This is a genomic window from Paenibacillus sonchi (genome assembly GCF_016772475.1).
Classification (GTDB): Bacteria; Bacillota; Bacilli; order Paenibacillales; family Paenibacillaceae; genus Paenibacillus_AQ; species Paenibacillus_AQ sonchi.
The window spans coordinates 18,003-35,442 of sequence record NZ_CP068597.1 but is presented as its reverse complement, the minus strand read 5'-3'; the positions used below and the strand labels follow the sequence as shown (position 1 = coordinate 35,442).

General features: G+C 46.2%; 32 protein-coding genes and 3 pseudogenes. 20 read left to right on the top strand and 15 right to left on the bottom strand.

What is annotated here, in order from left to right:
- Positions 1 to 193: 193 nt before the first annotated feature.
- The 14 genes and pseudogenes from JI735_RS35005 to JI735_RS34940 form a co-directional block, all read right to left on the bottom strand.
- Positions 194 to 816 (bottom strand): annotated as a pseudogene (locus tag JI735_RS35005) (antitermination protein Q).
- Positions 813 to 1,478, bottom strand: a complete 666-nt coding sequence (locus JI735_RS35000; protein ID WP_001271136.1) for a serine/threonine protein phosphatase — start codon at positions 1,476 to 1,478, stop codon at positions 813 to 815. The pseudogene JI735_RS35005 and the gene JI735_RS35000 overlap by 4 nt, the downstream one beginning before the upstream one ends.
- Complete coding sequence (locus JI735_RS34995; protein WP_002901791.1) at positions 1,456 to 1,662, bottom strand: phage NinH family protein; 207 nt, start codon at positions 1,660 to 1,662, stop codon at positions 1,456 to 1,458. The genes JI735_RS35000 and JI735_RS34995 overlap by 23 nt, the downstream gene beginning before the upstream one ends.
- On the bottom strand, positions 1,659 to 2,273 hold the full coding sequence (locus tag JI735_RS34990; RefSeq protein WP_015979261.1) for a recombination protein NinG: 615 nt from the start codon (positions 2,271 to 2,273) through the stop codon (positions 1,659 to 1,661). The genes JI735_RS34995 and JI735_RS34990 overlap by 4 nt, the downstream gene beginning before the upstream one ends.
- Entirely contained in the window at positions 2,263 to 2,433 is a 171-nt protein-coding gene (locus tag JI735_RS34985) for a protein NinF (RefSeq protein WP_000566997.1), read from the bottom strand. Before JI735_RS34985 ends, JI735_RS34990 begins: the two co-directional genes overlap by 11 nt.
- Positions 2,430 to 2,612, bottom strand: a complete 183-nt coding sequence (locus tag JI735_RS34980; protein WP_000113775.1) for a NinE family protein — start codon at positions 2,610 to 2,612, stop codon at positions 2,430 to 2,432. The genes JI735_RS34985 and JI735_RS34980 overlap by 4 nt, the downstream gene beginning before the upstream one ends.
- On the bottom strand, positions 2,579 to 2,749 hold the full coding sequence (gene ninD / locus JI735_RS34975) for a protein NinD (RefSeq protein WP_223368622.1): 171 nt from the start codon (positions 2,747 to 2,749) through the stop codon (positions 2,579 to 2,581). The genes JI735_RS34980 and ninD overlap by 34 nt, the downstream gene beginning before the upstream one ends.
- A complete protein-coding gene (locus JI735_RS34970) occupies positions 2,749 to 3,621 on the bottom strand; it encodes a phosphoadenosine phosphosulfate reductase domain-containing protein (protein ID WP_000611491.1) in 873 nt (290 codons plus the stop codon). Before JI735_RS34970 ends, ninD begins: the two co-directional genes overlap by 1 nt.
- On the bottom strand, positions 3,618 to 4,058 hold the full coding sequence (locus JI735_RS34965) for a recombination protein NinB (RefSeq protein ID WP_000736903.1): 441 nt from the start codon (positions 4,056 to 4,058) through the stop codon (positions 3,618 to 3,620). Before JI735_RS34965 ends, JI735_RS34970 begins: the two co-directional genes overlap by 4 nt.
- 73 nt (positions 4,059 to 4,131) lie before the next feature.
- Complete coding sequence (locus tag JI735_RS34960) at positions 4,132 to 4,422, bottom strand: protein ren (RefSeq protein WP_000145933.1); 291 nt, start codon at positions 4,420 to 4,422, stop codon at positions 4,132 to 4,134.
- Complete coding sequence (locus JI735_RS34955; protein ID WP_000788910.1) at positions 4,419 to 5,120, bottom strand: replication protein P; 702 nt, start codon at positions 5,118 to 5,120, stop codon at positions 4,419 to 4,421. Before JI735_RS34955 ends, JI735_RS34960 begins: the two co-directional genes overlap by 4 nt.
- The gene (locus JI735_RS34950; RefSeq protein ID WP_000185505.1) at positions 5,117 to 6,016 is read right to left on the bottom strand and encodes a replication protein; all 900 of its coding nucleotides are present in this window, start codon (positions 6,014 to 6,016) and stop codon (positions 5,117 to 5,119) included. The genes JI735_RS34955 and JI735_RS34950 overlap by 4 nt, the downstream gene beginning before the upstream one ends.
- 32 nt (positions 6,017 to 6,048) lie before the next feature.
- Positions 6,049 to 6,341 (bottom strand): annotated as a pseudogene (locus JI735_RS34945) (lambda phage CII family protein).
- A gap of 118 nt (positions 6,342 to 6,459) precedes the next feature.
- Positions 6,460 to 6,660 carry a Cro/CI family transcriptional regulator gene (locus tag JI735_RS34940; protein WP_000437875.1) on the bottom strand — a complete coding sequence of 67 codons (201 nt, stop codon included), beginning with the start codon at positions 6,658 to 6,660 and terminating at the stop codon, positions 6,460 to 6,462.
- Between the two features lie 100 nt (positions 6,661 to 6,760).
- Here JI735_RS34940 and JI735_RS34935 point away from each other — a divergent pair, with 100 nt between their 5' ends.
- The 4 genes from JI735_RS34935 to JI735_RS38095 all read left to right on the top strand — a co-directional run bounded on the left by JI735_RS34935 (position 6,761) and on the right by JI735_RS38095 (position 9,664).
- Positions 6,761 to 7,474: a LexA family protein gene (locus JI735_RS34935; RefSeq protein WP_000104864.1), complete on the top strand. Its 714-nt coding sequence runs from the start codon at positions 6,761 to 6,763 to the stop codon at positions 7,472 to 7,474.
- A gap of 112 nt (positions 7,475 to 7,586) precedes the next feature.
- Positions 7,587 to 8,426, top strand: a complete 840-nt coding sequence (locus JI735_RS34930) for a protein rexA (protein ID WP_000788349.1) — start codon at positions 7,587 to 7,589, stop codon at positions 8,424 to 8,426.
- A 15-nt stretch (positions 8,427 to 8,441) separates the two neighbouring features.
- Positions 8,442 to 8,876 (top strand): protein rexB, encoded by a 435-nt coding sequence (locus tag JI735_RS34925; RefSeq protein ID WP_001245922.1) that lies wholly within the window; start codon positions 8,442 to 8,444, stop codon positions 8,874 to 8,876.
- 464 nt (positions 8,877 to 9,340) lie between these two features.
- The gene (locus tag JI735_RS38095; RefSeq protein WP_001564525.1) at positions 9,341 to 9,664 is read left to right on the top strand and encodes an antitermination protein N; all 324 of its coding nucleotides are present in this window, start codon (positions 9,341 to 9,343) and stop codon (positions 9,662 to 9,664) included.
- Here JI735_RS38095 and JI735_RS34915 read toward each other — a convergent pair whose 3' ends face one another.
- Entirely contained in the window at positions 9,665 to 10,147 is a 483-nt protein-coding gene (locus JI735_RS34915; protein ID WP_000281856.1) for a superinfection exclusion B family protein, read from the bottom strand.
- 266 nt (positions 10,148 to 10,413) lie between these two features.
- On the opposite strand from JI735_RS34915, the gene JI735_RS34910 reads away from it, so the two are divergent.
- The 16 genes and pseudogenes from JI735_RS34910 (at position 10,414) to JI735_RS34835 (ending at position 16,889) form a co-directional block, all read left to right on the top strand.
- The gene (locus tag JI735_RS34910; protein ID WP_000213975.1) at positions 10,414 to 10,614 is read left to right on the top strand and encodes an antirestriction Ral family protein; all 201 of its coding nucleotides are present in this window, start codon (positions 10,414 to 10,416) and stop codon (positions 10,612 to 10,614) included.
- A 182-nt stretch (positions 10,615 to 10,796) separates the two neighbouring features.
- Positions 10,797 to 11,165 (top strand): DUF2528 family protein, encoded by a 369-nt coding sequence (locus tag JI735_RS34905; protein WP_000065374.1) that lies wholly within the window; start codon positions 10,797 to 10,799, stop codon positions 11,163 to 11,165.
- A 72-nt stretch (positions 11,166 to 11,237) separates the two neighbouring features.
- Positions 11,238 to 11,402: a protease FtsH-inhibitory lysogeny factor CIII gene (locus tag JI735_RS34900; protein WP_001198861.1), complete on the top strand. Its 165-nt coding sequence runs from the start codon at positions 11,238 to 11,240 to the stop codon at positions 11,400 to 11,402.
- Positions 11,371 to 11,514, top strand: a complete 144-nt coding sequence (kil, locus tag JI735_RS34895) for a host cell division inhibitory peptide Kil (RefSeq protein ID WP_000372937.1) — start codon at positions 11,371 to 11,373, stop codon at positions 11,512 to 11,514. Before JI735_RS34900 ends, kil begins: the two co-directional genes overlap by 32 nt.
- 74 nt (positions 11,515 to 11,588) lie before the next feature.
- Positions 11,589 to 11,885: a host-nuclease inhibitor Gam family protein gene (locus JI735_RS34890; RefSeq protein ID WP_000995451.1), complete on the top strand. Its 297-nt coding sequence runs from the start codon at positions 11,589 to 11,591 to the stop codon at positions 11,883 to 11,885.
- Between the two features lie 5 nt (positions 11,886 to 11,890).
- Entirely contained in the window at positions 11,891 to 12,676 is a 786-nt protein-coding gene (gene bet, locus JI735_RS34885) for a phage recombination protein Bet (RefSeq protein ID WP_000100844.1), read from the top strand.
- Entirely contained in the window at positions 12,673 to 13,353 is a 681-nt protein-coding gene (locus tag JI735_RS34880) for a lambda exonuclease family protein (RefSeq protein ID WP_000186853.1), read from the top strand. The genes bet and JI735_RS34880 overlap by 4 nt, the downstream gene beginning before the upstream one ends.
- Positions 13,350 to 13,532 (top strand): DUF1317 domain-containing protein, encoded by a 183-nt coding sequence (locus tag JI735_RS34875; RefSeq protein WP_000149542.1) that lies wholly within the window; start codon positions 13,350 to 13,352, stop codon positions 13,530 to 13,532. The genes JI735_RS34880 and JI735_RS34875 overlap by 4 nt, the downstream gene beginning before the upstream one ends.
- Entirely contained in the window at positions 13,505 to 13,696 is a 192-nt protein-coding gene (locus JI735_RS34870; RefSeq protein WP_015979260.1) for a DUF1382 family protein, read from the top strand. The genes JI735_RS34875 and JI735_RS34870 overlap by 28 nt, the downstream gene beginning before the upstream one ends.
- A gap of 76 nt (positions 13,697 to 13,772) precedes the next feature.
- A pseudogene (locus tag JI735_RS37640) lies at positions 13,773 to 13,989 on the top strand (hypothetical protein).
- Between the two features lie 98 nt (positions 13,990 to 14,087).
- Entirely contained in the window at positions 14,088 to 14,309 is a 222-nt protein-coding gene (locus JI735_RS34860) for a TraR/DksA family transcriptional regulator (protein WP_000763367.1), read from the top strand.
- A complete protein-coding gene (locus tag JI735_RS34855) occupies positions 14,306 to 14,854 on the top strand; it encodes an ead/Ea22-like family protein (protein WP_001289873.1) in 549 nt (182 codons plus the stop codon). Before JI735_RS34860 ends, JI735_RS34855 begins: the two co-directional genes overlap by 4 nt.
- 191 nt (positions 14,855 to 15,045) lie before the next feature.
- Positions 15,046 to 15,327 (top strand): hypothetical protein, encoded by a 282-nt coding sequence (locus tag JI735_RS34850; protein WP_000026224.1) that lies wholly within the window; start codon positions 15,046 to 15,048, stop codon positions 15,325 to 15,327.
- Between the two features lie 88 nt (positions 15,328 to 15,415).
- Positions 15,416 to 15,583 carry a hypothetical protein gene (locus JI735_RS34845; RefSeq protein WP_000545733.1) on the top strand — a complete coding sequence of 56 codons (168 nt, stop codon included), beginning with the start codon at positions 15,416 to 15,418 and terminating at the stop codon, positions 15,581 to 15,583.
- Positions 15,584 to 15,622: 39 nt separating this feature from the next.
- Positions 15,623 to 15,841 carry an excisionase gene (locus JI735_RS34840; RefSeq protein WP_002414258.1) on the top strand — a complete coding sequence of 73 codons (219 nt, stop codon included), beginning with the start codon at positions 15,623 to 15,625 and terminating at the stop codon, positions 15,839 to 15,841.
- Complete coding sequence (locus tag JI735_RS34835) at positions 15,819 to 16,889, top strand: tyrosine-type recombinase/integrase (RefSeq protein WP_000533640.1); 1,071 nt, start codon at positions 15,819 to 15,821, stop codon at positions 16,887 to 16,889. The genes JI735_RS34840 and JI735_RS34835 overlap by 23 nt, the downstream gene beginning before the upstream one ends.
- The last annotated feature ends 551 nt before the right edge of the window (positions 16,890 to 17,440 follow it).

The following is a 17,440-nucleotide window of genomic DNA, read 5'->3' as shown; positions in this document are numbered from 1 at the left end:
TGCCTGCGATGGTTGGAGTTCCAGACGATACGTCGAAGTGACCAACTAGGCGGAATCGGTAGTAAGCGCCGCCTCTTTTCATCTCACTACCACAACGAGCGAATTAACCCATCGTTGAGTCAAATTTACCCAATTTTATTCAATAAGTCAATATCATGCCGTTAATATGTTGCCATCCGTGGCAATCATGCTGCTAACGTGTGACCGCATTCAAAATGTTGTCTGCGATTGACTCTTCTTTGTGGCATTGCACCACCAGAGCGTCATACAGCGGCTTAACAGTGCGTGACCAGGTGGGTTGGGTAAGGTTTGGGATTAGCATCGTCACAGCGCGATATGCTGCGCTTGCTGGCATCCTTGAATAGCCGACGCCTTTGCATCTTCCGCACTCTTTCTCGACAACTCTCCCCCACAGCTCTGTTTTGGCAATATCAACCGCACGGCCTGTACCATGGCAATCTCTGCATCTTGCCCCCGGCGTCGCGGCACTACGGCAATAATCCGCATAAGCGAATGTTGCGAGCACTTGCAGTACCTTTGCCTTAGTATTTCCTTCAAGCTTTGCCACACCACGGTATTTCCCGATACCTTGTGTGCAAATTGCATCAGATAGTTGATAGCCTTTTGTTTGTCGTTCTGGCTGAGTTCGTGCTTACCGCAGAATGCAGCCATACCGAATCCGGCTTGTGATTGCGCCATCCCCATAGCAGCCATCACATCAGTACCGGAAAGAGAGTCAGAAGCCGTGGCCCGTGGTGAGTCGCTCATCATCGGGCTTTTTGGCGAATGAAATTTAGCTACGCTTTCGAGTCTCATGCGCCTTCTCCCTGTACCTGAATCAATGTTAGGTTTCCGCAGAACACTGCGCCGGTATCGATATACATTTGGTTGGCAAACTTGAGTGGTTTCACTGCTGGCGTATGACCAAAGATGAACGTGTCCGCGCCTTTGATTTCTTTCACGATCCCGTTTTGTGAGTTGCTGATTCGTTCGCGGTTCCAGATTACCTGCTGATGATCAACTGGCTTTCCAAACTCGTATTCGTCAAAGGGATAATCGGCGTGGCAGATAACATATTTTTTATCTTTGCTCACCAGTTCGATGATTAACGGAAGTTCATCTGCTTTATGGGCAAGAGCTTTAGCCAGAATTTCTTTGTCGTAATCGAGATTAAAGAACCAGCCACCGCCATTAAGCAGCCAGTGATTAACGTTTCCACGCTCTGATAAGCCATCAATCATCATTTGCTCATGGTTTCCACGTACAGCTCTGAACCAGGGGAATGTGATTAATTCCAGGCATTCAACGTTCTCTGCACCACGATCAACCAAATCGCCCACCGAGATAAGCAGGTCTTTTTTGTTGTCGAATCCAATCGTATCCAGTTTGTTCATCAGGTTCGTGTAGCATCCGTGCAGATCGCCAACTACCCAAATATTTCGGTATTTGCTGCCATCAATTTTTTCGTAATAGCGCATCTCTTTCACTCCATCCGCGATGAACCATGAGAACGTCGTTGACGATGGCGTGCATTTTCCCGTCTTTATCATCAACGTATTTTCTGACCGTACCGCGACTACATTTCAGTCTGCGTGCTACTTCTGTCTGATTTCCGTATGTTTCAACGAGCATGTCTGGAATGGTTTTTACTGAGAACGTCATGCGGCCTCACTTCTGCTATTTCGCAGGTCTTTGAGTTTCTGTTGGTACTCTGCCTTGATCGCCTTGCACTCTTCGATAGTCCAGCGATGGCGGTTATGGTTTGATTCGATTTCGTCTACTGCTTCCTGCCCGATGCGGCTAATCAGTTCGACGCGATACGGAACGAGATTTCCGCTTTTGTGCTGGTTGCACACCACGCATTGCTTGTGAATATTGCGTTCATTAAATCGGAGTTGAGGTGCCGCAGCAGTTGTCCGGTAATGTCCGGCATCCCACTGAGCAGACGTGAGCGTTCCGCACGAGATACATGGTAAGTCGCGGTCTCTTTCTCTGATGAAGGCGTTTACGGCTTGTTGGGCTTGTTTAATCCAGTAACTGCGGGGCTTTAAGGCGAGTTTTCGAATCTTAAGTTTATCTTTCTGTTTCTGCTCCTCTCGTCGTCGTTTCTTCTCTGCTGCTTTTTCCGCTTTTTCGCGTTCTTTACTTCGTCGTTCGAGTGCTATCTTGGTTCCACACTCTGGAGAGCACCACCACTGATTAGCGAATGCAGGGTGAAACCATTCCCGGCATTCATCGTTTTTACATCGTCTTCGCGCTGGTTTAGCCATCATCTTCTTCCTCGTGCATCGAGCTATTCGGATCGCTCATCAGTTCTGCGCAGCAGTGCTCACACACGTGAACTTCCAGCACATGCAGCTTCTGACCGCAGTTAGCGCACGTTAAAGCTCGCTCGACGCTTTCTTGTTCGTAACTTCGATTTTGGTCAATCACCTTGTTTTCCTCGCACGACGTCTTAGCCACCGGATATCCCACAGGTGAGCCGTGTAGTTGAAGGTTTTTACGTCAGATTCTTTTGGGATTGGCTTGGGTTTATTTCTGGTGCGTTTCGTTGGAAGGTATTTGCAGTTTTCGCAGATTATGTCGGTGATACTTCGTCGCTGTCTCGCCACACGTCCTCCTTTTCCTGCGGTAGTGGTAACACCCCTGTTGGTGTTCTTTCACACCGGAGACACCATCGATTCCAGTAAGGTTGATTTGGTCGGAAGCGGTTATCTTCTTTGCATTCACCGCACCGATAACATCGCATCATGCAGCTTCCCTCCCGAAGTCGAAATCAAGCTGCCCTCCAAATATTTCGCATGACTCAGAACAAGAGCCGGTATCGAATCTTTTAGCTCGTACCATGTCCTGATACAGGGCTTGATAATCATTTTCTGAATACATTTTCGCGATACCGTCCAGCGACATTCTTCCTCGGTACATAATCTCCTTTGGCGTTTCCCGATGTCCGTCACGCACATGGGATCCCGTGATGACCTCATTAAAAACACGCTGCAATCCCTCCTCATCTTTGCAGGCAAGTCCGATTTTTTGCGTTGATTTTTTAATGCAGAATATGCAGTTACCGAGATGTTCCGGTATTTGCAAATCGAATGGTTGTTGCTTCCACCATGCGAGGATATCTTCCTTCTCAAAGTCTGACAGTTCAGCAAGATATCTGATTCCAGGCTTTGGCTTTAGCCGCTTCGGTTCATCAGCTCTGATGCCAATCCACGTGGTGTAATTCCCTCGCCCGAAATGGTCATCACAGTATTTGGTGAAGGGAACGAGTTTTAATCTGTCAGTGCAGAACGCGCCGCCGACGTATGGAGTGCCATATTTCTTTACCATATCGATAAATGGCTTCAGAACAGGCATTCGCGTCTGAATATCCTTTGGTTCCCATACCGTATAACCATTTGGCTGTCCAAGCTCCGGGTTGATATCAACCTGCAATACGGTGAGCGGTATATCCCAGAACTTCACAACTTCCCTGACAAACCGATATGTCATTGGATGTTCACAACCTGTATCCATGAAAACGTAATGCACGTCTTTACCTGCCCGTCGCTTTTGCTCCATTAGCCAGAGCAAATATGCTGACGTCCTGCCACCGGAGAAACTAACGACATTTATCATGCAGCCCTGTCTCCCCATCTCGCTTTCCACTCCAGAGCCAGTCTCGCTTCGTCTGACCACTTAACGCCACGCTCTGTACCGAATGCCTGTATAAGCTCTAATAGCTCCGCAAATTCGCCTACACGCATCCTGCTGGTTGACTGGCCTATTACCACAAAGCCATTCCCGGCAAGGTTAGGAACAACATCCTGCTGCTTTAATGCTGCGGTAAACACACACTTCCAGCTTTCTGCATCCAGCCAGCGACCATGCCATTCAACCTGACGAGAGACGTCACCTAAGCAGGCCCATAGCTTCCTGTTTTGGTCTAAGCTGCGGTTGCGTTCCTGAATGGTTACTACGATTGGTTTGGTTGGGTCTGGAAGGATTTGCTGTACTGCGTGAATAGCGTTTTGCTGATGTGCTGGAGATCGAATTTCAAAGGTTAGTTTTTTCATGACTTCCCTCTCCCCCAAATAAAAAGGCCTGCGATTACCAGCAGGCCTGTTATTAGCTCAGTAATGTAGATGGTCATCTTTTAACTCCATATACCGCCAATACCCGTTTCATCGCGGCACTCTGGCGACACTCCTTAAAAACCAGGTTCGTGCTCATCTTTCCTTCCCGTTCTTCCCTGGTAGCAAACCGGTAATACACCGTTCGCCAGACCTTACCTTCGATAACCAGAAGACCTGCCCGTGCCATTTTAGCCGCGGCCTGATTTATGCTGGTTACTGTTGCGCCTGTTAGCGCGGCAACGTCCGGCGCACAGAAGCTATTATGCGTCCCCAGGTAATGAATAATTGCCTCTTTGCCCGTCATACACTTGCTCCTTTCAGTCCGAACTTAGCTTTGATTTCTGCGATCTTCGCCAGAGCCTGTGCACGATTTAGAGGTCTACCGCCCATGACAGGAAGTTGTTTTACTGGTTCAGGGATCGCCTCACCACGGTTAATTCTCGCAGTCATATGGACAAGCTCATCTGCGGCCTTACGGCGTAATTCCGCATCAGTAAGCGCATTGGCCCGCATGTTCTGATACAGGTTGGTAACCAGCCAGTAGTGCGCGTTTGATTTCCACGGATAAGACTCCGCATCCGGATACAGGCCTCGCTTCCGGCAATACTCGTAAACCATATCAACCAGCTCGCTGACGTTTGGCAGTCCGGCGGTAACGGATGCTTCTTCCCGGCACCATGCAACAAACTGCCCGGGTGATGGCAGAAATGGTCGATTCTGCCGACGGGCTACGCGCATTCCTGCGTTAACCTGTTCCATCGTGGTGATCCCGTTTTCCCGAAAAGCCAGAACCCACTGGCGACGGATTTCGTTCACTTCGTTCTGGTCACGGTTAGCCAGGCTCGCCGGGAAAGTTGCCAGTAACTGGCTGAACACACCGTTGATGATCTGCGCTACCTGCTGTACCTGCGGCTTTTCGTCGTACTGTTCCGGCATGTTGTTGGCGATCCGACGCATCTGCTCACGGTCAAAGTTAACCATCTGTGCGGCGATGTTTTTCATAGATCCACCCCGTAAATCCAGTCTGTGTTTGTCAGGTCGAGTTTTGGTTTGCTGGCTGTCACGCCTGCCTGTTGCTTGTTACGGTTGATTTCGAGTTGGGTCCACTTATCGCGGAGTTTGGCCGGGCTCAGCACGTTACCGGACCAGAAGTTGTCCTGGCATGCCCAGCGGAACAGCACACACATGTCGCGGTGGTTACGTCCGTCACGTTCACGCATCAGGCGGATATCGTTAGCCCACCCAGCAAAATTCGGTTTTCTGGCTGATGGTGCGATAGTCTTCACCATGTCAAACATCCACTCTGCGGCGGTCAGGTCTTCTGCTGTCCCCCACTTGCTGCCGCTCTGAATTGCAGCATCCGGTTTCACCACAGAAAGGTCGTTTTCTGGCTGGTCAGAGGATTCGCCAGAATTCTCTGACGAATAATCTTTTCTTTTTTCTTTTGTAATAGTGTCTTTTGTGTCCCCCTGTTTTGAGGGATAGCAATCCCCCAATTTGAGGGATGTTTTATCCCTCGTTTTAGGGGATTTTCCCTCGTTTTGAGGGATGCACCATTCTGAGATGTTTTTATTTGGTCCAAACATGCCGCCTTGCTGCTTGATAATATTCATTCTGACGAGTTCTAACTTGGCTTCATTGCACCGTTTGACAGGTAACTTTGTAATCTCGCTAAGTTGAGAATCGGTGATTCTGTCCATTGGTTTATTCCACCCATAGGTTTTACGCAGAATGGCAAGCAGCACTTTAAACTGTCGCTTGGTCAGATCTGCGCCCGAATAAGCCTCAAGCAGCATATTTGATAGTCTGGCGTAACCATCATCGAGATCTGCCACATTACGCTCCTGTCCGGCAAAGTTACCTCTGCCGAAGTTGAGTATTTTTGCTGTATTTGTCATAATGACTCCTGTTGATAGATCCAGTAATGACCTCAGAACTCCATCTGGATTTGTTCAGAACGCTCGGTTGCCGCCGGGCGTTTTTTATTGGTGAGAATCGCAGCAACTTGTCGCGCCAATCGAGCCATGTCGTCGTCAACGACCCCCATTCAAGAACAGCAAGCAGCATTGAGAACTTTGGAATCCAGTCCCTCTTCCACCTGCTGATCTGCGACTTATCAACGCCCACAGCTTCCGCTGTCTTCTCAGTTCCAAGCATTGCGATTTTGTTAAGCAACGCACTCTCGATTCGTAGAGCCTCGTTGCGTTTGTTTGCACGAACCATATGTAAGTATTTCCTTAGATAACAATTGATTGAATGTATGCAAATAAATGCATACACCATAGGTGTGGTTTAATTTGATGCCCTTTTTCAGGGCTGGAATGTGTAAGAGCGGGGTTATTTATGCTGTTGTTTTTTTGTTACTCGGGAAGGGCTTTACCTCTTCCGCATAAACGCTTCCATCAGCGTTTATAGTTAAAAAAATCTTTCGGCCTGCATGAATGGCCTTGTTGATCGCGCTTTGATATACGCCGAGATCTTTAGCTGTCTTGGTTTGCCCAAAGCGCATTGCATAATCTTTCAGGGTTATGCGTTGTTCCATACAACCTCCTTAGTACATGCAACCATTATCACCGCCAGAGGTAAAATAGTCAACACGCACGGTGTTAGATATTTATCCCTTGCGGTGATAGATTTAACGTATGAGCACAAAAAAGAAACCATTAACACAAGAGCAGCTTGAGGACGCACGTCGCCTTAAAGCAATTTATGAAAAAAAGAAAAATGAACTTGGCTTATCCCAGGAATCTGTCGCAGACAAGATGGGGATGGGGCAGTCAGGCGTTGGTGCTTTATTTAATGGCATCAATGCATTAAATGCTTATAACGCCGCATTGCTTACAAAAATTCTCAAAGTTAGCGTTGAAGAATTTAGCCCTTCAATCGCCAGAGAAATCTACGAGATGTATGAAGCGGTTAGTATGCAGCCGTCACTTAGAAGTGAGTATGAGTACCCTGTTTTTTCTCATGTTCAGGCAGGGATGTTCTCACCTAAGCTTAGAACCTTTACCAAAGGTGATGCGGAGAGATGGGTAAGCACAACCAAAAAAGCCAGTGATTCTGCATTCTGGCTTGAGGTTGAAGGTAATTCCATGACCGCACCAACAGGCTCCAAGCCAAGCTTTCCTGACGGAATGTTAATTCTCGTTGACCCTGAGCAGGCTGTTGAGCCAGGTGATTTCTGCATAGCCAGACTTGGGGGTGATGAGTTTACCTTCAAGAAACTGATCAGGGATAGCGGTCAGGTGTTTTTACAACCACTAAACCCACAGTACCCAATGATCCCATGCAATGAGAGTTGTTCCGTTGTGGGGAAAGTTATCGCTAGTCAGTGGCCTGAAGAGACGTTTGGCTGATCGGCAAGGTGTTCTGGTCGGCGCATAGCTGATAACAATTGAGCAAGAATCTTCATCGAATTAGGGGAATTTTCACTCCCCTCAGAACATAACATAGTAAATGGATTGAATTATGAAGAATGGTTTTTATGCGACTTACCGCAGCAAAAATAAAGGGAAAGATAAGCGCTCAATAAACCTGTCTGTTTTCCTTAATTCTCTGCTGGCTGATAATCATCACCTGCAGGTTGGCTCCAATTATTTGTATATTCATAAAATCGATGGAAAAACTTTTCTCTTTACCAAAACAAATGACAAGAGTCTGGTTCAGAAGATAAATCGCTCTAAAGCTTCAGTTGAAGATATTAAGAACAGCCTCGCAGATGACGAATCATTGGGATTCCCATCTTTTTTGTTTGTTGAAGGCGACACCATTGGTTTTGCCAGAACTGTTTTCGGGCCGACCACATCCGATCTGACAGATTTTTTAATCGGGAAAGGAATGTCATTAAGCAGTGGAGAGCGCGTTCAGATAGAGCCACTGATGAGGGGAACCACCAAAGACGATGTTATGCATATGCATTTCATCGGCCGAACAACGGTGAAGGTAGAAGCCAAGCTACCTGTATTTGGCGATATATTAAAGGTCTTAGGGGCAACAGATATTGAAGGGGAGCTTTTTGACTCATTGGATATAGTCATTAAGCCAAAATTTAAAAGGGATATAAAAAAGGTTGCCAAGGATATTATTTTTAACCCGTCACCTCAATTTTCAGACATTAGCCTGCGGGCAAAAGATGAGGCCGGAGATATTTTAACAGAACATTATCTATCAGAAAAAGGCCATCTCTCAGCGCCTCTGAACAAGGTCACCAATGCTGAGATAGCTGAAGAGATGGCATATTGCTACGCAAGAATGAAAAGTGATATACTGGAATGTTTTAAAAGGCAGGTGGGCAAAGTTAAGGATTAATTATCAGGAGTAATTATGCGGAACAGAATCATGCCTGGTGTTTACATAGTAATAATTCCTTACGTTATCGTAAGCATTTGCTATCTCCTTTTCCGCCACTACATTCCTGGTGTTTCTTTTTCAGCTCATAGAGATGGTCTTGGGGCGACATTGTCATCATATGCAGGAACCATGATTGCAATCCTGATTGCTGCCTTGACGTTTCTAATCGGAAGCAGAACGCGCCGACTGGCCAAGATTAGAGAGTATGGGTATATGACATCGGTAGTTATTGTCTATGCCCTTAGTTTTGTTGAGCTTGGAGCTTTGTTTTTCTGCGGGTTATTGCTTCTTTCCAGCATAAGCGGCTACATGATACCCACTATCGCCATCGGCATTGCCTCTGCATCGTTCATTCATATATGCATCCTTGTTTTCCAACTATATAATTTGACCAGAGAACAAGAATAACCCGGCCTCAGCGCCGGGTTTTCTTTGCCTCACGATCGCCCCCAAAACACATAACCAATTGTATTTATTGAAAAATAAATAGATACAACTCACTAAACATAGCAATTCAGATCTCTCACCTACCAAACAATGCCCCCCTGCAAAAAATAAATTCATATAAAAAACATACAGATAACCATCTGCGGTGATAAATTATCTCTGGCGGTGTTGACATAAATACCACTGGCGGTGATACTGAGCACATCAGCAGGACGCACTGACCACCATGAAGGTGACGCTCTTAAAAATTAAGCCCTGAAGAAGGGCAGCATTCAAAGCAGAAGGCTTTGGGGTGTGTGATACGAAACGAAGCATTGGCCGTAAGTGCGATTCCGGATTAGCTGCCAATGTGCCAATCGCGGGGGGTTTTCGTTCAGGACTACAACTGCCACACACCACCAAAGCTAACTGACAGGAGAATCCAGATGGATGCACAAACACGCCGCCGCGAACGTCGCGCAGAGAAACAGGCTCAATGGAAAGCAGCAAATCCCCTGTTGGTTGGGGTAAGCGCAAAACCAGTTAACCGCCCTATTCTCTCGCTGAATCGCAAACCGAAATCACGAGTAGAAAGCGCACTAAATCCGATAGACCTTACAGTGCTGGCTGAATACCACAAACAGATTGAAAGCAACCTGCAACGTATTGAGCGCAAGAATCAGCGCACATGGTACAGCAAGCCTGGCGAACGCGGCATAACATGCAGTGGACGCCAGAAAATTAAGGGAAAATCGATTCCTCTTATCTAGTTACTTAGATATTGGCCTTGGCTTTATCTCAATATTATATGGATCATAGCTGGCAACTAATTCAGTCCAGTAAATATCCTCAATAGGGAATAATATATGCTTTCCATTCCATCGGGAAAAAGTTTTGTTCAACACACCAAGCTCAATCAACTCACTAATGTATGGGAATTGTTTTGATGTAACCACATACTTCCTGCCTTCATTAAGGGCTGCGCACAAAACCATAGATTGCTCTTCTGTAAGGTTTTGAATTACTGATCGCACTTTATCGTTTTGCATCTTAATGCGTTTTCTTAGCTTAAATCGCTTATATCTGGCGCTGGCAATAGCTGATAATCGATGCACATTAATTGCTAGCGAAAATGCAAGAGCAAAGACGAAAACATGCCACACATGAGGAATACCGATTCTCTCATTAACATATTCAGGCCAGTTATCTGGGCTTAAAAGCAGAAGTCCAACCCAGATAACGATCATATACATGGTTCTCTCCAGAGGTTCATTACTGAACACTCGTCCGAGAATAACGAGTGGATCCATTTCTATACTCATCAAACTGTAGGGGTTGTAATAGTTTATCCGATTTCTCGCTGTAGGGGTACACGAGAACCACCGAGCCTGATGTGGTTAAAAGACAGGCACAATCTTTACTACCGCAATCCACTATTTAAGGTGATATATGGAAGAAGAATTTGAAGAGTTCGAAGAGCATCCTCAGGATGTGATGGAACAATACCAGGACTATCCGTATGACTACGACTATTGATAAAAATCAATGGTGTGGACAATTCAAGCGATGCAATGGATGCAAGCTGCAATCGGAATGCATGGTTAAGCCTGAAGAAATGTTTCCTGTAATGGAAGATGGGAAATATGTCGATAAATGGGCAATACGAACGACGGCAATGATTGCCAGAGAACTTGGTAAACAGAACAACAAAGCTGCCTGATAGTGGCCTTTATTTTTGGCATAAATAACAGAATAAACACTGCACTGTGTATTCATTCCAACGAGTGAATACACGGAGCAATGTCGCTCGTAACTAAACAGGAGCCGACTTGTTCTGATTATTGGAAATCTTCTTTGCCCTCCAGTGTGAGGGCGATTTTTTATCTGTGAGGATATGAACAGATGTCAAACATCAAAAAATACATCATTGATTACGACTGGAAAGCATCAATAGAAATTGAAATCGACCATGACGTAATGACAGAGGAAAAACTTCACCAGATTAATAATTTCTGGTCAGACTCTGAATACCGACTCAATAAACACGGCTCTGTATTAAATGCTGTATTAATCATGCTGGCGCAACATGCTCTGCTTATAGCAATTTCAAGCGACTTAAATGCATATGGTGTTGTGTGTGAGTTCGACTGGAATGATGGAAATGGTCAGGAAGGATGGCCTCCAATGGATGGTAGCGAAGGAATAAGAATTACCGATATCGATACATCAGGAATATTTGATTCAGATGATATGACTATCAAGGCCGCCTGAGTGCGGTTTTACCGCATACCAATAACGCTTCACTCGAGGCGTTTTTCGTTATGTATAAATAAGGAGCACACCATGCAATATGCCATTGCAGGGTGGCCTGTTGCTGGCTGCCCTTCCGAATCTTTACTTGAACGAATCACCCGTAAATTACGTGACGGATGGAAACGCCTTATCGACATACTTAATCAGCCAGGAGTCCCAAAGAATGGATCAAACACTTATGGCTATCCAGACTAAATTCACTATCGCCACTTTTATTGGCGATGAAAAGATGTTTCGTGAAGCCGTCGACGCTTATAAAAAATGGATATTAATACTGAAACTGAGATCAAGCAAAAGCATTCACTAACCCCCTTTCCTGTTTTCCTAATCAGCCCGGCATTTCGCGGGCGATATTTTCACAGCTATTTCAGGAGTTCAGCCATGAACGCTTATTACATTCAGGATCGTCTTGAGGCTCAGAGCTGGGCGCGTCACTACCAGCAGCTCGCCCGTGAAGAGAAAGAGGCAGAACTGGCAGACGACATGGAAAAAGGCCTGCCCCAGCACCTGTTTGAATCGCTATGCATCGATCATTTGCAACGCCACGGGGCCAGCAAAAAATCCATTACCCGTGCGTTTGATGACGATGTTGAGTTTCAGGAGCGCATGGCAGAACACATCCGGTACATGGTTGAAACCATTGCTCACCACCAGGTTGATATTGATTCAGAGGTATAAAACGAATGAGTACTGCACTCGCAACGCTGGCTGGGAAGCTGGCTGAACGTGTCGGCATGGATTCTGTCGACCCACAGGAACTGATCACCACTCTTCGCCAGACGGCATTTAAAGGTGATGCCAGCGATGCGCAGTTCATCGCATTACTGATCGTTGCCAACCAGTACGGCCTTAATCCGTGGACGAAAGAAATTTACGCCTTTCCTGATAAGCAGAATGGCATCGTTCCGGTGGTGGGCGTTGATGGCTGGTCCCGCATCATCAATGAAAACCAGCAGTTTGATGGCATGGACTTTGAGCAGGACAATGAATCCTGTACATGCCGGATTTACCGCAAGGACCGTAATCATCCGATCTGCGTTACCGAATGGATGGATGAATGCCGCCGCGAACCATTCAAAACTCGCGAAGGCAGAGAAATCACGGGGCCGTGGCAGTCGCATCCCAAACGGATGTTACGTCATAAAGCCATGATTCAGTGTGCCCGTCTGGCCTTCGGATTTGCTGGTATCTATGACAAGGATGAAGCCGAGCGCATTGTCGAAAATACTGCATACACTGCAGAACGTCAGCCGGAACGCGACATCACTCCGGTTAACGATGAAACCATGCAGGAGATTAACACTCTGCTGATCGCCCTGGATAAAACATGGGATGACGACTTATTGCCGCTCTGTTCCCAGATATTTCGCCGCGACATTCGTGCATCGTCAGAACTGACACAGGCCGAAGCAGTAAAAGCTCTTGGATTCCTGAAACAGAAAGCCGCAGAGCAGAAGGTGGCAGCATGACACCGGACATTATCCTGCAGCGTACCGGGATCGATGTGAGAGCTGTCGAACAGGGGGATGATGCGTGGCACAAATTACGGCTCGGCGTCATCACCGCTTCAGAAGTTCACAACGTGATAGCAAAACCCCGCTCCGGAAAGAAGTGGCCTGACATGAAAATGTCCTACTTCCACACCCTGCTTGCTGAGGTTTGCACCGGTGTGGCTCCGGAAGTTAACGCTAAAGCACTGGCCTGGGGAAAACAGTACGAGAACGACGCCAGAACCCTGTTTGAATTCACTTCCGGCGTGAATGTTACTGAATCCCCGATCATCTATCGCGACGAAAGTATGCGTACCGCCTGCTCTCCCGATGGTTTATGCAGTGACGGCAACGGCCTTGAACTGAAATGCCCGTTTACCTCCCGGGATTTCATGAAGTTCCGGCTCGGTGGTTTCGAGGCCATAAAGTCAGCTTACATGGCCCAGGTGCAGTACAGCATGTGGGTGACGCGAAAAAATGCCTGGTACTTTGCCAACTATGACCCGCGTATGAAGCGTGAAGGCCTGCATTATGTCGTGATTGAGCGGGATGAAAAGTACATGGCGAGTTTTGACGAGATCGTGCCGGAGTTCATCGAAAAAATGGACGAGGCACTGGCTGAAATTGGTTTTGTATTTGGGGAGCAATGGCGATGACGCATCCTCACGATAATATCCGGGTAGGCGCAATCACTTTCGTCTACTCCGTTACAAAGCGAGGCTGGGTATTTCCCGGCCTTTCTGTTATCCGAAATCCACTGAAAGCACAGCGGCTGGCTGAGGAGATAAATAATAAACGAGGGGCTGTATGCACAAAGCATCTTCTGTTGAGTTAAGAACGAGTATCGAGATGGCACATAGCCTTGCTCAAATTGGAATCAGGTTTGTGCCAATACCAGTAGAAACAGACGAAGAATTTCATACGTTAGCCGCATCCCTTTCACAAAAGCTGGAAATGATGGTGGCGAAAGCAGAAGCAGATGAGAGAAACCAGGTATGACAACCACGGAATGCATTTTTCTGGCAGCGGGCTTCATATTCTGTGTGCTTATGCTTGCCGACATGGGACTTGTTCAATGACACCTCAGCAGGAAAACGCCCTTCGCAGCATTGCCCGTCAGGCTAATTCTGAAATCAAAAAAAGCCAGACAGCAGTTTCCGGATAAAAACGTCGATGACATTTGCCGTAGCGTACTGAAGAAGCACCGCGAAACGGTAACGCTGATGGGATTCACACCGACTCATTTAAGCCTGGCAATCGGCATGTTAAACGGCGTCTTTAAGGAACGATGAACATGAAAAGCAAAATCATCAGGGAGCTACAGGCTCCTTTTTTATTATTCGCATTCACCCTCAAGCGTATTAACCAACAGTTCAGGGATTAATGAAAGATGGCAGACATCATTGATTCAGCATCAGAAATAGAAGAATTACAGCGCAACACAGCAATAAAAATGCGCCGCCTGAACCACCAGGCTATATCTGCCACTCATTGTTGTGAGTGTGGCGATCCGATAGATGAACGAAGACGCCTGGTCGTTCAGGGTTGTCGGACTTGTGCAAGTTGCCAGGAGGATCTGGAACTTATCAGTAAACAGAGAGGTTCGAAGTGAGCGAAATTAACTCTCAGGCACTGCGTGAAGCGGCAGAGCAGGCAATGCATGACGACTGGGGATTTGACGCAGACCTTTTCCATGAATTGGTAACACCATCGATTGTGCTGGAACTGCTGGATGAACGGGAAAGAAACCAGCAATACATCAAACGCCGCGACCAGGAGAACGAGGATATTGCGCTAACAGTAGGGAAACTGCGTGTTGAGCTTGAAACAGCAAAATCAAAACTCAACGAGCAGCGTGAGTATTACGAAGGTGTTATCTCGGATGGGAGTAAGCGTATTGCTAAACTGGAAAGCAACGAAGTCCGTGAAGACGGAAACCAGTTTCTTGTTGTTCGCCATCCTGGGAAGACTCCTGTTATCAAGCACTGCACTGGTGACCTGGAAGAGTTTCTGCGGCAGTTAATCGAACAAGACCCGTTAGTAACTATCGACATCATTACGCATCGCTATTACGGGGTTGGAGGTCAATGGGTTCAGGATGCAGGTGAGTATCTGCATATGATGTCTGACGCTGGCATTCGCATCAAAGGAGAGTGAGATCGGTTTTGTAAAAGATAACGCTTGTGAAAATGCTGAATTTCGCGTCGTCTTCACAGCGATGCCAGAGTCTGTAGTGTCAGATGATGACCGTACTCAAACATCGGGTTGAGTATTATCTTACTGTTTCTTTACATAAACATTGCTGATACCGTTTAGCTGAAACGACATACATTGCAAGGAGTTTATAAATGAGTATCAATGAGTTAGAGTCTGAGCAAAAAGATTGGGCGTTATCAATGTTGTGCAGATCCGGTGTCTTGTCTCCATGCAGACATCACGAAGGTGTTTATGTAGATGAAGGTATAGATATAGAGTCGGCATACAAATATTCCATGAAGGTTTATAAGTCTAATGAAGACAAATCCCCATTCTGCAATGTGCGAGAAATGACTGATACCGTGCAAAATTATTATCACGAGTACGGTGGAAACGATACTTGCCCTCTCTGTACAAAACATATAGATGATTAAACCCAATATTACATAACAATCCTCGCACTCGCGGGGATTTATTTTATCTGAACTCGCTACGGCGGGTTTTGTTTTATGGAGATGATAAATGCACTTCCGAGTCACAGGAGAATGGAATGGAGAGCCATTCAACAGAGTTATCGAAGCGGAGAACATCAACGACTGCTACGACCACTGGATGATATGGGCGCAGATAGCACATGCAGACGTAACCAATATTCGAATTGAAGAACTGAAAGAACACCAAGCCGCCTGATGGCGGTTTTTTCTTGCGTGTAATTGCGGAGACTTTGCGATGTACTTGACACTTCAGGAGTGGAACGCACGCCAGCGACGTCCAAGAAGCCTTGAAACAGTTCGTCGATGGGTTCGGGAATGCAGGATATTCCCACCTCCGGTTAAGGATGGAAGAGAGTATCTGTTCCACGAATCAGCGGTAAAGGTTGACTTAAATCGACCAGTAACAGGTGGCCTTTTGAAGAGGATCAGAAATGGGAAGAAGGCGAAGTCATGAGCGCCGGGATTTACCCCCTAACCTTTATATAAGAAACAATGGATATTACTGCTACAGGGACCCAAGGACGGGTAAAGAGTTTGGATTAGGCAGAGACAGGCGAATCGCAATCACTGAAGCTATACAGGCCAACATTGAGTTATTTTCAGGACACAAACACAAGCCTCTGACAGCGAGAATCAACAGTGATAATTCCGTTACGTTACATTCATGGCTTGATCGCTACGAAAAAATCCTGGCCAGCAGAGGAATCAAGCAGAAGACACTCATAAATTACATGAGCAAAATTAAAGCAATAAGGAGGGGTCTGCCTGATGCTCCACTTGAAGACATCACCACAAAAGAAATTGCGGCAATGCTCAATGGATACATAGACGAGGGCAAGGCGGCGTCAGCCAAGTTAATCAGATCAACACTGAGCGATGCATTCCGAGAGGCAATAGCTGAAGGCCATATAACAACAAACCATGTCGCTGCCACTCGCGCAGCAAAATCAGAGGTAAGGAGATCAAGACTTACGGCTGACGAATACCTGAAAATTTATCAAGCAGCAGAATCATCACCATGTTGGCTCAGACTTGCAATGGAACTGGCTGTTGTTACCGGGCAACGAGTTGGTGATTTATGCGAAATGAAGTGGTCTGATATCGTAGATGGATATCTTTATGTCGAGCAAAGCAAAACAGGCGTAAAAATTGCCATCCCAACAGCATTGCATATTGATGCTCTCGGAATATCAATGAAGGAAACACTTGATAAATGCAAAGAGATTCTTGGCGGAGAAACCATAATTGCATCTACTCGTCGCGAACCGCTTTCATCCGGCACAGTATCAAGGTATTTTATGCGCGCACGAAAAGCATCAGGTCTTTCCTTCGAAGGGGATCCGCCTACCTTTCACGAGTTGCGCAGTTTGTCTGCAAGACTCTATGAGAAGCAGATAAGCGATAAGTTTGCTCAACATCTTCTCGGGCATAAGTCGGACACCATGGCATCACAGTATCGTGATGACAGAGGCAGGGAGTGGGACAAAATTGAAATCAAATAATGATTTTATTTTGACTGATAGTGACCTGTTCGTTGCAACAAATTGATAAGCAATGCTTTTTTATAATGCCAACTTAGTATAAAAAAGCTGAACGAGAAACGTAAAATGATATAAATATCAATATATTAAATTAGATTTTGCATAAAAAACAGACTACATAATACTGTAAAACACAACATATGCAGTCACTATGAATCAACTACTTAGATGGTATTAGTGACCTGTAACAGAGCATTAGCGCAAGGTGATTTTTGTCTTCTTGCGCTAATTTTTTGTCATCAAACCTGTCGCACTCCAGAGAAGCACAAAGCCTCGCAATCCAGTGCAAAGCTTTGTGTGCCACCCACTACGACCTGCATAACCAGTAAGAAGATAGCAGTGATGTCAAACGACGCAGCTGACTTCTTTTCTTTCACGACTTCCCCACACCCAGCATGCATACCTTTCCGCCATAACTGTAGTGAATGTCTGTTATGAGCGAGGAGCGGAAGTTAACACTTATGAAAAATGGCTACGAAGTCCGTGGCTATCTATCGGCTTATTAGTACTTG